Annotated in this window: 10 protein-coding genes; 6 read left to right on the top strand and 4 right to left on the bottom strand. The window is 39.6% G+C overall.

All coding sequences use genetic code 11. The features are described 5' to 3' along the window. Window positions 1–164 precede the first annotated feature (164 nt). The 6 genes from rplM (at window position 165) to scpB (ending at window position 5,321) form a co-directional block, all read left to right on the top strand. Window positions 165–593 (top strand): 50S ribosomal protein L13, encoded by a 429-nt coding sequence (rplM, locus tag JMY06_RS01845; protein ID WP_201527851.1) that lies wholly within the window; start codon window positions 165–167, stop codon window positions 591–593. A gap of 10 nt (window positions 594–603) precedes the next feature. After that, a complete protein-coding gene (rpsI, locus tag JMY06_RS01840) occupies window positions 604–990 on the top strand; it encodes a 30S ribosomal protein S9 (protein ID WP_201527850.1) in 387 nt (128 codons plus the stop codon). 246 nt (window positions 991–1,236) lie between these two features. After that, window positions 1,237–2,337: a lipid A biosynthesis acyltransferase gene (locus JMY06_RS01835; protein ID WP_201615706.1), complete on the top strand. Its 1,101-nt coding sequence runs from the start codon at window positions 1,237–1,239 to the stop codon at window positions 2,335–2,337. Between the two features lie 173 nt (window positions 2,338–2,510). Continuing rightward, window positions 2,511–3,590, top strand: coding sequence for a tryptophan--tRNA ligase (locus tag JMY06_RS01830; RefSeq protein ID WP_201615705.1), 1,080 nt, complete (start codon window positions 2,511–2,513; stop codon window positions 3,588–3,590). Between the two features lie 200 nt (window positions 3,591–3,790). Continuing rightward, the gene (locus JMY06_RS01825; RefSeq protein ID WP_201615899.1) at window positions 3,791–4,585 is read left to right on the top strand and encodes a segregation and condensation protein A; all 795 of its coding nucleotides are present in this window, start codon (window positions 3,791–3,793) and stop codon (window positions 4,583–4,585) included. A 133-nt stretch (window positions 4,586–4,718) separates the two neighbouring features. Next, the gene (gene scpB, locus JMY06_RS01820; protein WP_201615889.1) at window positions 4,719–5,321 is read left to right on the top strand and encodes an SMC-Scp complex subunit ScpB; all 603 of its coding nucleotides are present in this window, start codon (window positions 4,719–4,721) and stop codon (window positions 5,319–5,321) included. Between the two features lie 110 nt (window positions 5,322–5,431). On the opposite strand, the gene JMY06_RS01815 is transcribed toward scpB, so the two are convergent. From JMY06_RS01815 to JMY06_RS01800, 4 genes are all read right to left on the bottom strand, one after another. Next, entirely contained in the window at window positions 5,432–7,378 is a 1,947-nt protein-coding gene (locus JMY06_RS01815) for an acyltransferase family protein (RefSeq protein WP_201615704.1), read from the bottom strand. Between the two features lie 174 nt (window positions 7,379–7,552). Then, window positions 7,553–9,466 carry an acyltransferase family protein gene (locus tag JMY06_RS01810; protein WP_201615703.1) on the bottom strand — a complete coding sequence of 638 codons (1,914 nt, stop codon included), beginning with the start codon at window positions 9,464–9,466 and terminating at the stop codon, window positions 7,553–7,555. 162 nt (window positions 9,467–9,628) lie between these two features. Beyond that, the gene (locus JMY06_RS01805; RefSeq protein WP_201615702.1) at window positions 9,629–11,086 is read right to left on the bottom strand and encodes a capsule assembly Wzi family protein; all 1,458 of its coding nucleotides are present in this window, start codon (window positions 11,084–11,086) and stop codon (window positions 9,629–9,631) included. A 132-nt stretch (window positions 11,087–11,218) separates the two neighbouring features. Beyond that, window positions 11,219–12,655, bottom strand: coding sequence for a hybrid nucleoside-diphosphate sugar epimerase/sugar transferase (locus JMY06_RS01800; protein WP_201615701.1), 1,437 nt, complete (start codon window positions 12,653–12,655; stop codon window positions 11,219–11,221). Window positions 12,656–13,173: the final 518 nt, after the last annotated feature.

The raw sequence follows: 13,173 nt of genomic DNA, 5'->3' as shown, positions 1-13,173 counted from the left end.
TGCTAAAAACCCGGCTAAATGCTTGTATTTGATGCCTAGCAGCCTAAAATAAACCACAATGCAGCTTGCAAGCGTAAGCGCTACTGCTTATAATGTGCAGTCTGTTTTTTGAGAGCCCCGTTCCCAGACAAACTCTCAACGAATTTTAATTTTAAGGTTTTATCATGAAAACACTTAGTGCAAAACCAGCTGAAGTGACCCATGACTGGTATGTCGTAGATGCTGACGGCAAAACCCTTGGTCGCCTAGCTAGCCAAATCGCTCACCGCCTACGTGGTAAGCACAAGGCTTCTTTTACCCCGCACGTTGATACTGGTGACTTCATTGTTGTCATCAACGCTGAAAAAATTACAGTAACGGGTAAAAAAGCACAAGATAAAAAATACTATCGTCACAGTGGCTATCCAGGTGGTATTAAAGAAACCAACTTCACCAAGCTGCTTGCAAATAAGCCTGAAGATGTTCTACACAAAGCCGTTAAGGGTATGCTTCCAAAGGGTCCTCTTGGCTATGCGATGATCAAGAAGCTAAAACTTTATGCGGGTACCGATCATCCACATGAAGCGCAGCAACCTAAAGAACTAGACATCTAAGGAATCACTTATGGAACGCAATTACGGAACTGGTCGCCGCAAGACTTCTACTGCTCGTGTCTTTTTATCAAAAGGTACTGGCACTATCGTTGTTAACGGCATGCCACTTGATGAATACTTCAGCCGCGAAACTTCACGCATGGTTGTTCGTCAGCCATTAGAGTTACTCGATTCTGGTAGTGCTTATGACTTATACGTCACCGTTACAGGTGGTGGCAGTACGGGTCAAGCGGGCGCAATCCGCCACGGTATCACCCGTGCACTTATCGAATCTGACGAAACCTTAAAGCCTGCCCTAAAAGCAGCTGGTTTTGTGACTCGTGACTCACGTAAAGTTGAACGTAAGAAATTGGGCCTACGTAAAGCACGTAAACGTCCACAATTCTCAAAACGTTAATCAAAGCTATTGTTTATCTACTGGTTGCTACTGGTCTTATCATAAGATCATAGGGGCAATTAAAGATAACATAATAGATTTGCAGAACCTTATAAGTGGGTCACCGCTTATAAGGTTTTTTTATGCGCGCGTTTTTGTTGGTGTGTTTTTGCAAGTTAGCCTCTTATAACGATGCGTAAATTCACTTGCAAAGCTGCGCTTGCTACCCCATCATAATACTAACTTTTTATCATTAGCAACGACATCATGAAAGCGCCCGAACAGTTTGATCCCAGTAAACCTAACTCTCAGAGCAGTATGCCACCTCCAAGCAGTGCATCCTCTAATCAGCCTGCCAGGTCGCCGGATATTCCTGCAGGTATGCCCACTATTAAGCAAACTCATAAACAAACCGTACCCCCGCATAAAAAGCCCTTTGAATGGTCGTTTTTATTGCCTAAATACTGGGGTATTTGGCTGCTAATGGCTATTATTTTTCCGATGATCTATTTGTCGCTACGTTGGCAATTTTGGCTAGGTCGCAAGCTGGGTATTTTAATTTATAAAACCGTAGGCTCGCGCCGCCGTGATACGTTGATAAACCTTAGATTAGCGTTTCCAGAAAAACCAGAAGCTGAACGCGAGCTGATGGCCAAGCAAATATTTGTTAACCAAGGTATTGGTGTGTTTGAAACCTTGTGCGCTTGGTTCCGCCCGAATGTATTTACCCGTACGGTTTCTATCTCTGGGCTCCAACATGTAGTCAACGCCCAGAACGAGGGTCGCGCGGTTATTTTGCTTGGTGCACACTATACAATGCTCGATCTCGGCGGCATGCTCTGTACGCAGTTCTTTCCCATGGATGGTATGTATAGACCGCAAAATAACGCGCTATTAGACTGGGTGGTTTATAATGGTCGTAGTAGCATTCTTGGTAAGCAAATCTCTAACCGTGATATGCGTAGTTTGGTAAGCTCTATTAAGGATGGACACGTGATTTGGTACTCACCGGATCAAGATTACGGCTTGAAACAAGGGGTTATGGCACCCTTTTTTGGCGTACCCGCAGCGACCCTTACCGCAACGCGGCGGCTGGCTAACCTCGGTAGTAAAGAACATCCACCCGCTGTTATGGCGCTACATACTTACCGGCAAACGCCCGATAATATGCCGAGTGGTAAACGTCCCCATTATCATCTGACCATTACCCCAGCATTAGATAATTATCCAAGTAACGATGAAGTGGCTGATGCCACACGCGTTAATGAAGTGTTGGAAGGGCTAATTCGCATCGATCCTACTCAGTGGATGTGGTTCCATAGACGCTTTAAAAATGGTCCTGAGGGCCGTACTGATATCTATGACTAAGCGCTTATAAATATAAATATTTAGACTTCATAGAGTGTCAGTCTAAAATAAAAACAGCACGCAAATTTGCTATAATTGTTTGCTAAACTCGTTTTCTAAAATGATGACTATAGCCAAAATAATACCTGACCATACCCAACAATAACTAGATAACAAACTATAACGGATTTTTCATGAATAATAATGACAGCGTAAACCCTTCAAATACCCAAAAGACAGCAGCCAAACGTATTTTAACGGGCATTAAACCAACAGGTACCCTACATTTGGGTAATTATGTCGGTGCGATCCGTCCAGCTATTGAGTCTATCCAGAACAGTGATGATGAAGCGTTTTTCTTTTTAGCAGATTATCATGGCATTATCGGATGTTCTGACCCTGCAGTGATTCATGAATCCACTAAATCCATTGCCGCAACTTGGCTTGCTTGCGGTCTAGATCCTGAGCGCGTCACCTTTTATCGTCAATCGGATGTACCAGAAATCCCAGAACTGGCCTGGATTTTAAATTGCTCATGTTCCAAAGGTCTGATGAACCGTGCCCACGCTTATAAGGCTTCAGTCGATATCAATATAGACAATGGCGTTGATGCTGATCAAGGTGTCACTATGGGACTATTTGGCTATCCGGTGCTAATGGCAGCAGATATCTTAATGTTCAACGCCACCCATGTTCCTGTTGGTCGCGATCAAATTCAGCATATTGAAATGGCGCGTGATATTGCCGGTACTTTTAACCATAAATATAAGCCGCTCTTTACCATGCCAAATGCGGCGGTCGATGATGACACACCATTGCTGACGGGGCTTGATGGACGTAAAATGAGTAAAAGCTACGGCAATACCATTCCATTATTTGGTGAATTTAATCCACAGGCCAATCCTGAGAAGCAGATGCATAAAGCAATTATGAAAATTGTCACTAATTCTCAGCTGCCTGCTGAGCCAAAAGACCCTAATGACTCAGCCGTGTTTGAGATTTATAAAGCTTTTGCTACACCTGAAGAGATTGCTGCTATGCGCGCGCAATTCTCGGCAGGTATTGGTTGGGGCGATGCCAAACAAGCTTTATTTGAAAAAATAAATAGTGAAATTGCGCCATTTCGCGCACGTTATCAAGAGCTGATGGCCAATCCAAAAGAGTTGGAAGAAATCTTGCAAATGGGCGCGGATAAAGCACGTCGCCATAGCCGTAAGCAGCTGGATAAAACTCGCCGTGCTATTGGTATTCGCCCGCTTGCTAAGCTTAAATGATCGCTTAAGTAATAGTGTTGCTTAAATAGTAGTTTAATTATTGCTTAATCATTAAAAAATCAGCTCCCAACTTATATAAGTGAATGCAAGTGACATCAGCTATCCGTGCAGACATACAAACACCGGTAAGTATCAGTCCCGTATCAGGTGGCATTGCGGCTGTTGCTAAGGTTCATGATATAGCCGATGCCTGTGATAATATGGCATTGCGTATTTATCAGACACCCGTGCAGCACTTGCCGGAGGACTTATATGTACCGCCACAAGCGTTTGCCATTTGGCTCGAGCAATTTGCAGGGCCGCTGGATTTTTTATTGTATTTGGTCAAAAAGAATAATGTTGATTTGACCCAAATGCCAATCCTGCCCATTACTGAGCAGTATTTGGCTTATATCAATGAGCTAAACGCTGAACATTTCGAATTAGCAGGCGACTACCTATTGATGGCATCGACCTTGATTGCTATCAAAACTGAGCTATTACTCCCTACCCCGCAGACGCCTATTGATGAGCGTGATCCCAAAGCAGAGCTGATTGAACGCTTAGAAGCCTACGCCCAAATCAAAAGTGCAAGCCAGCGTTTGGATAACCTAGTACGCCTTGAGCGCGATGTGTTCTTAGCGATGGTTAGTATGCCCAATCAAGATATTATGCAAGCTGAATTACCCAGCTATTCACCAAACTTACTAATTGATAGCCTATTTAAAATGCAGTTAATGCCTGGCTATCATATGAAGATGCATACCGTTAAAACAGATGCTGTACCACTTGCCGATCGAATTGTCAGTATTAGCAGACAGCTGAGCACTGATGGCGCACGCTCCTTTTACGAGTTACTAGATAAAACGCAAGGTAAGATCGGGGTGGTGGTTAGCTTTGTAGCGGTGTTAGAGCTGATGAAACGTCAGCTGGTTGGCGTCGTTAATGCGGATAATATAGCCGGTAGCCATACTAGCAATCAGCTTAATGAATTAACTTTAGAGTGGTTAGCATAGGCTTCAGCCCAACAAACGGTCATGTAAAGTTATAATATTTTATAGCAACGAGCCAGACGTAGATACCATCTTGCCAATATCTGAGACTTCCTTTTTACAAAATTATTTATTAGAGAGCAATATAGTAATGGCCATGGTTGACAATGCTAAACAAGATAATAGTAAACAAACATTATCAGTATCTTTAGAGCAGCAAGACGAAGCTATTAATAAGCACGAAACCATCAGTCGCCATATTGAAGTGTTACTACACGCCTCAGAAGCCCCGATTACTGCCAATGTACTTAAAAAATATTTATCTTTATCCACTCAAGAGCTACAACAGGCATTAGAGATATTACAAGCGCGTTTAAAAAATGGTGTACTCAGCCTGAATGAAACAGCCAGCGGCTATCGACTGCAAATTACTGATAGCTATAGCCCGCTCATTCAGCGCGTATTCCCGCAGCGCCAAGAGCGTCTGAGCCAAGCACTACTAGAAACCCTAAGCGTGATTGCGTATAAGCAGCCGGTGACCCGAAGCGATATTGAGTATGTGCGTGGCGTCACGCTTTCAAGCAATATCTTACGACAACTATTTGATAAAGGCTGGATTATAGAGAACGGTTACAAAGACACGCTAGGTCGTCCGGCATTACTACATACTACCCCACAGTTTTTGGACGCCTTTGGGCTGACCAGTCTAGAGCAGCTTCCGCCGATGCCGGATATGGAAAGCATTAAAGCTATTTCTTAACTATTCTATTTTTTATTCACTTAATGAACCGTGCCAAATACATTGGAACGGTTTTTATTTATTTATAACTTACACTAACATAATGATCGCTTTATATCGAAACTTTAGCCCTACTTAAAGACTTCATCATATATAGGTGAAATAACTTCTGAGCCATAAATACTTAAATGATTATCATCCAAGTAGGTAGGGATACCATCAACATCTCCATAGCAGTATTGATCATCGCAAAGATATGGAAGAGGATCTAGTATTTTAGCCCCACATTGTTTTGCCGCTTTATCTTGCATTCTAAATGCAAATTCATGCCTTTGACTATTTTCAGCTAGTGGTATTTTAATGGACTCTTTACGATTATATAGAACTAAAGAGTTAAACATACTTTTAGAGACATGCTTTGTCATTTCAGGCGTTGGTCTTACTAAGTAAACGGGATTATTCTCAGTAAATTCACAGATAGTATCAACCATATGACCAGCTAGATTATTTTTATATCTCTCATCTCTCTTAGTAAAGACTTCATCAACGAAATAATGGGGAGGCGCCAATTGAAAGTCTTTGTCTTCATTTGGTCCGTGTATATACATAGAAGTTCTATTGATAATAATAACAGGAATATTGGGATATTTTTCCGCTGCAATATCAATAGCATTTTCAACTAGCCATCCACAGTTATAATCCGCATATTGGTTACTAGACCCGCCTCTATATACAACATCTTTGATTGTAGGGCAGGCTGACAGTCCTAAGCTTAGAATGCTTCCACCCATTAATGTAGCTCTATTACCAATGGCAACATTCTGAAATTGTGAGTGACTGTCCCCAATAACAATGGCTTTTACTGGTCCATCGCCATAAGTACAGCCTGGAGACACTCCATTTTCTACAGCTCCACAAAAAGCTACCTTAGGATCCCGTTTTTGTTGATCTGTTATTAATATTTCATCTGCTGTTAAACGCATGAGCGTAAAGGTATCAAATTTTATAAAAACTACACTTCCTAATACTCCTATAAACACTGCGATATAGATTGGTATGTTTTTAGAGTAGCTCAATAGACTAGAAAAATCATTCCTGAATTTTATTTTTTCAACATATTTATAACTTAGAAAGCCAAGAAGTATAGACAGCGCTATACCTGGATATATATAGGCCTCGTCTAGTGAAAAATAGTAAATAGCGACGACAATCGGCCAGTGCCAAAGATATATGGAATAAGACCAAGTCCCTAATTTTTGAAAAACTATATTGCCTGTGATGACGCTATCATTATGCTGAGCTTGAATAATAAGGAAAGAACCTATAACAGGAAATAGTGCTAAATAACCTGGCCAAGGATTTTCTGCCGATATTAAGAAGTAAGAACCAATAATTAGCCCTAAGCCTACCCAATGTACAATTTTTTTTCTATTTTCTTGTAATGTAAAAGGATAAAGATAAGCCACACCACCGATCATCATCTCCCACGCTCTGGCAGACAATAAAAAATAAGAAGCATTAGGCCATTTGTAGGTAGAAAACACACAGAAAATAAAGCCTAGCACTGTTCCAACTATCAGCATTAGTTTCATAGTCTTTATCGACAGAAACTTGCGCATAGCGACCAGTACTAACGGGTAGATGATATAGAACTGCCATTCAACCGATAATGACCAACTATGTAACAACCATTTTTCATGAGAAGCGGCATCAAAGTAGCCAGCCTCTCTCCAATAAGCGAAATTGGATAAGAAGCTTATACTACTGCCAGCATGCTTGCCTAGGGTCTTGTAATCGATTGGAATAAGATAGAACCAACCAAAAACTAATAATACAAGACACAGTAGTGCTAGAGCAGGAATAATCCTATTAGCACGAGCGACATAAAACTTAAAAATGGAAAAGCTATCTTTCTCGACACCTCTAAATATTATTCCAGTCATCAGGAAACCTGAAATAACAAAAAAAACATCAACACCAGCAAAGCCGCCGGGCATCCAAGAATCATTGAAATGGAATAGCACAACTGCGATGACAGCAATAGCCCTAAGACCGTTAATATCTTTTCTAAATTTCATAAAAGTATGGACCAAAAAATTGATGCGTGTTAATTACAAAAACAGTAAAAAAGACTAAGCTATAGAGGGCATAAGACGGCGCTAACCGATGAAAGTTTATCTATAGAACTTGGGGAGAAAGTCTTTTGGAAGAGATTGATTATGGAAAATTTTTTGATGTTGATTTCTCAACTACTAATGCAGATTAAAGTGGCTCATCATAACCTCATAATCAGGATGATTGATGAAGTGTTTTGCTGAATATTTTGATCCTAAAATGGAGATATGACCACCATCTAAGCTATATGGAACTGTGACCTCGCCCACATCAAATGTGTTGCTTTCTTCATAAAGTAATGATCTATCTATATAATAAACATTACTATATTTTTCAGCTAGAGCTTTTAGTTCTCTATTGGCCTTAGCCACGACTGTATCTTTGCCATCTATAGCATCAATATTAAAGGGTAAACCAAAATAAATACTTTTCTTAAGTTCTGCTAAAAGATTTTTTTGATAGCGATAAGGGGCTGCCATGATGAAGATATTTTTATCAAGGTTCGCAGCTTTATCAACCACTTGCTTGAAATCTTCAAGCTGTCCTAATATTAACGGAGTATCCCAGGACCCTGCGAATATTATATTCTTATAATCATCCATATTATTTTCTAAATAGCGTCTATTCAATAGACACTGATCATAAGCGCTATTTGTTTTAACACCAGTATATCTTTCAGAAAAAGAAGGGATACACCAGTTAGTTGTTATTGATTGAAATGATGCGCCATTCGCCTTAAATACTTCATCAAAAAACGGCTCATTATGACCCGCATATGAGTCTCCAAACAATAGTGTTGTTGGCTTTTCTTGCTTGTCCCCTAGATAGCATTCAACACCTTTACTTTGGCTAACTTCAAAATCTGGATCGTCTGAGCTATAGAAACAATAACCATTACTTCTAGTTGCCCGGGTCAGCTCATGAATAATAATATCATCAGTAGCATTTAGTGCGAATCTACTTCCAACCCCGTTATCTCCGAAAGCAATACTGCCTAACAGCCCGACTATAAGAACCATATATGCAGGTTTATACCTCAGATAGCTCAATAGACTAGAAAAATCATTCCTGAATTTTATTTTTTCAACATATTTATAACTTAGAAAGCCAAGAAGTATAGACAGCGCTATACCTGGATATATATAGGCCTCGTCTAGTGAAAAATAGTAAATAGCGACGACAATCGGCCAGTGCCAAAGATATATGGAATAAGACCAAGTCCCTAATTTTTGAAAAACTATATTGCCTGTGATGACGCTATCATTATGCTGAGCTTGAATAATAAGGAAAGAACCTATAACAGGAAATAGTGCTAAATAACCTGGCCAAGGATTTTCTGCCGATATTAAGAAGTAAGAACCAATAATTAGCCCTAAGCCTACCCAATGTACAATTTTTTTTCTATTTTCTTGTAATGTAAAAGGATAAAGATAAGCCACACCACCGATCATCATCTCCCACGCTCTGGCAGACAATAAAAAATAAGAAGCATTAGGCCATTTGTAGGTAGAAAACACACAGAAAATAAAGCCTAGCACTGTTCCAACTATCAGCATTAGTTTCATAGTCTTTATCGACAGAAACTTGCGCATAGCGACCAGTACTAACGGGTAGATGATATAGAACTGCCATTCAACCGATAATGACCAACTATGTAACAACCATTTTTCATGAGAAGCGGCATCAAAGTAGCCAGCCTCTCTCCAATAAGCGAAATTGGATAAGAAGCTTATACTACTGCCAGCATGCTTGCCTAGGGTCTTGTAATCGATTGGAATAAGATAGAACCAACCAAAAACTAATAATACAAGACACAGTAGTGCTAGAGCAGGAATAATCCTATTAGCACGAGCGACATAAAACTTAAAAATGGAAAAGCTATCTTTCTCGACACCTCTAAATATTATTCCAGTCATCAGGAAACCTGAAATAACAAAAAAAACATCAACACCAGCAAAGCCGCCGGGCATCCAAGAATCATTGAAATGGAATAGCACAACTGCGATGACAGCAATAGCCCTAAGACCGTTAATATCTTTTCTAAATTTCATGAGAATGACTAACCAATAAGATAAAAACAGTGCGTATTATCTGTTATTAAATGCTGTATTATAGTTTCCATTTGTAATGAAAGCAACATAGCTTAGTAAAAAAATAGGACCTGTTGAAATCCTAACAGATCCTATTTTGAATACACTGAACACAAACCAAACTTAAAAAGTCTTTAGCTCCAGTCCTATTGCTGCCCCTACATCAGTAGACTCTATTTTTGAGTCTACTGCCCACAACCTAGTAGTAATCAGTGCTTGTGGTTTTAATTGATGTTCCCAAGCGACATCGATTGCCTTTAGCGTATCCGTAGTGGGGAATGCCTGATTAATCGGCTCATCCGCCTGATTCACTTTAGCATACTGCAGCTTCGCTCGGATAAAGTCACTACTACTCAACCATAGCTTGCTGCCAACTGATGCACTTTGAGTATCGCCGCCCAAAGAATGACCGAGAGGATAGCCTTGCTGATAGTAACCGTCTGTATAGATAAAGTGATTATAAGAAATATTCCTCACTTCGCCATTGGTACGCGTATCTGCATACTCAGCATATAATTGATAAGGCTTACCATAAACATCAGAGGCATAATCCACACCGAGCAGAGACATGTATTTGGAAGGTAGTCCGCTTGCTTCATCTTCACCCACGTACTGAGCATAGACTGCCGCTGGAATATTAACTAAAGGCGCAAGATTAATACGTGCATCAAAGCCACCCAGCTGGTTGGCAGGGTCTTCTTTATTATCTTCAATTTCTATGTTATCTTTAGTTCCTATAACAGCATCGACAAATGAGCTAAAACTTTGTGGTCTGCCCTCACCGCCCCACATAAAGGTACGTGACGCCCCAACCTCTAACCATGGCAATGGCGCTGCCGTGAGACGCATGCCAAACAGCTTAGTTCTTGGCACAGCGGTATAATCGTCAAGCTGTCCGCCAAACAATTGATATTGCCATGGACCGACCCATGATAGATATTTTGAGGCAGGTGCACTTTGCTCATCACGCTGCATCGTAACACCAACGACAGGAAGGCTGGCATCCCCTCGAATAAGACTACCATCATTTCCAGGCCCCCACCATGCAGGGATTTGACCCGCTATCAACCACTGGTTGGCAGCTGTACCAGCGATATACGAACCTTCAAAACTGACATCATTATCATCAATTAGCTTATCGTTTTTTAAATTAGCTTGTAGGTTAAACTCCCAATTCTCTTCACTAAGTCCCAACGCTACAGAGGCTTGCTGTCCTGCCAGCTGATCATCGGCAAAGGTTTGTGGCAATTGTTTTCGATCAGTTTGAGCATATAATCCTACAGAAGTTTTAACAAGAGATTGAGATCTTTCAGCTTGATTAAGCAAAGTACTCACTGACTGTAAAACTTGCTGCTGCGCTGGTGTCACCGTATTAGCAGAGCTTAGTGCGCGCTTGATTTCGTTAGCGGTTAGTGGCCATGTACTAGTACTAATCTGAGTGACACCTTGGGTATTTAGCCAATCGAGGTCCGATTTGAGCCTCATATCATTCATATATAGGTTCTGTGCTGATGCCAGCATAGACACCATGCTAAAACCCAGTAAAATACTCAGTTGTTTGTACTTTAGTTTTTTATACATAGTCATCTACCTTTAGAGGTTATCTATTTTTATAGATAGAGTTTATCAATCTATATTAGTCTTTTTTCCAACTTTTTTGTGTTAAAAAAGCTATGAATAATAAATTACTTTAGCGAGCTAAACCAGCTAAATTTACTTGACTGCATCGCCGCTCCCCTTACCTAATGCTGTTCTTATAATATAGGAAAAATAATTTTTAAAACTCATAGTGTCAATCATTTTTTTATCTGTTTGAGCGAGAAGCTTAGGTGTAGACATATCTATATTACTGAGTTGCGCCAATCCAGTAATCCCAGGTAATACTTTATATACCCCTATCGCCTCTCTTTCATCTATAAGTTCATACTGATTAAACAAGTTGGGTCTAGGTCCAGTTAAGCTCATCTCACCTTTTAGTACATTTAATAGTTGTGGTAGTTCATCTAATTTTGTCTTGCGTAAAACCTTACCAAGTTTGGTAATTGAAGTATTATCAACAAGATGGCTAGCTACAGATTCTGTTGACACTTTCATAGTGCGAAACTTAATTAGTTTAAATGATTTTTTGTCTTTACCGATACGTTCTTGGACAAATAAAGGCGATCCTGTGTCGAGATAACCAATTACCGTAGCACCAATTAATAATGGTGAAGCCACTATTAGACCTGTGGCTGAAAATACAATATCTAACGGTCTTTGCAACATCATCGATTTATTCGTAGTTAAGTTTGATTTGTAGAAACGGGCAGTTTGTTCGACAGACTCTTCAAAAGTAACTTTATTGTAATCCATAACACTTGGTCCACCCGGTAGTTTTGGATCGTAAGTCAGACTGCCAAAAGCTTTTTGTACAGTGTTAGAAAACATTAAAGGTTTGAGCGTTAAGCCTAACAACTTTGACATATATATTTTTTTTGAATGGGTTTCCGCAATTAATGAAACTGTATCTGAAGTTCTCATATACTCATCATTTTGAGGAAAGAGTATACCTTGTAAATTATCTTCAATCACTATCCTCAGGAACTCGCACAGATTATCAACGTATATAGTACTTCTTCGATTATCAGTATCAGGGAAAACAAGGCTAGATAGTGCAAACTTACGAAGAGTATTATAATTTCCTTTATTACCGTACCCATATACCATTGGCGGTCTAATAATAGCAACCCGATAGTCCGATGCGCTTAGCTTCTGTAAGGATTGTTCTGCCGACGCTTTAGACCGAGCGTAAAATGACCTGGGATTAATAGGTGTATTTGCTGTTATGTGGCCTGTACTAAGCCCATAAACACTCATAGTTGAAAGGAAAATAAATTGCTTTACACCATCTTCCTTAGCTTTTTTTGCCATCGCGACTACTAACTGATGATTCACTTTGTCATATACATCATAGCTGGCTTTTTTTTCAGACTGATGGACAATAGCCGCAAGCTGAATAACGACATCAAACCTTTGAAAAGACTTGTTTCTCCATGATTCATCGCGAATACTGATTGCTTCGATCTCATAGCTAGCGTTATATCGACTAATTAACTCAATAAAATTTTTGCCAATAAAAGAATTCTTGCCTATCAGTAGTATTTTTTTCAAAATTAAATTCCTTATCTCGAACTTAGGGTTTTATTAGACTTTGGATATAACGGCTACGAATATTTCATATATTAACTCAGAATTAAGTAGATATAATAACCGACCAATATTTATTTATTTTTTCCACATCAAAAATTTATTAAGGTAATATATAGCTCCTGTAGTCCGTTTTTTTCACTCTATCTCGCATATTATATAAAACACAATATCGTTTGCGCTAAAGTATCCATATCTTTAATAAGGATTAAAAAATATTATAATCCTCTATCGCAGCTTTAAGGTAATTCTGTGAGTTACTAAGCCATGCCTGCATTTTGATGATGATAAAAATGGGAGTTTTTAGTCAAACAAGGAAGGCTTCTAGTTAAGACGAGTATATTAACCAGATATTTCATACAACTTGGTGTGAATTTAGCCATTTTTAATCCATTAAGATGATTTCGACCTAATTGAGGACATGCCCTAGGTATGACTAGTGAAAACTACCTAAAATTATGGCGTCTTCTCAGTAACGAGCA

Origin of the sequence: Psychrobacter urativorans (assembly GCF_904846675.1) — a bacterium.
Classification (GTDB): Bacteria; Pseudomonadota; Gammaproteobacteria; order Pseudomonadales; family Moraxellaceae; genus Psychrobacter; species Psychrobacter urativorans_B.
This window is presented reverse-complemented; position numbering and strand designations above follow the sequence as displayed.

Bases quoted from the DNA above. Each gene is read 5' to 3' on its own strand.
- rplM (WP_201527851.1), top strand. From the start codon at position 165: ATGAAAACACTTAGTGCAAAACCAGCTGAAGTGACCCATGACTGGTAT.
- rpsI (WP_201527850.1), top strand. From the start codon at position 604: ATGGAACGCAATTACGGAACTGGTCGCCGCAAGACTTCTACTGCTCGT.
- JMY06_RS01835 (WP_201615706.1), top strand. From the start codon at position 1,237: ATGAAAGCGCCCGAACAGTTTGATCCCAGTAAACCTAACTCTCAGAGC.
- JMY06_RS01830 (WP_201615705.1), top strand. From the start codon at position 2,511: ATGAATAATAATGACAGCGTAAACCCTTCAAATACCCAAAAGACAGCA.
- JMY06_RS01825 (WP_201615899.1), top strand. From the start codon at position 3,791: ATGGCATTGCGTATTTATCAGACACCCGTGCAGCACTTGCCGGAGGAC.
- scpB (WP_201615889.1), top strand. From the start codon at position 4,719: ATGGTTGACAATGCTAAACAAGATAATAGTAAACAAACATTATCAGTA.
- JMY06_RS01815 (WP_201615704.1), bottom strand. From the start codon at position 7,378: ATGAAATTTAGAAAAGATATTAACGGTCTTAGGGCTATTGCTGTCATC.
- JMY06_RS01810 (WP_201615703.1), bottom strand. From the start codon at position 9,466: ATGAAATTTAGAAAAGATATTAACGGTCTTAGGGCTATTGCTGTCATC.
- JMY06_RS01805 (WP_201615702.1), bottom strand. From the start codon at position 11,086: ATGTATAAAAAACTAAAGTACAAACAACTGAGTATTTTACTGGGTTTT.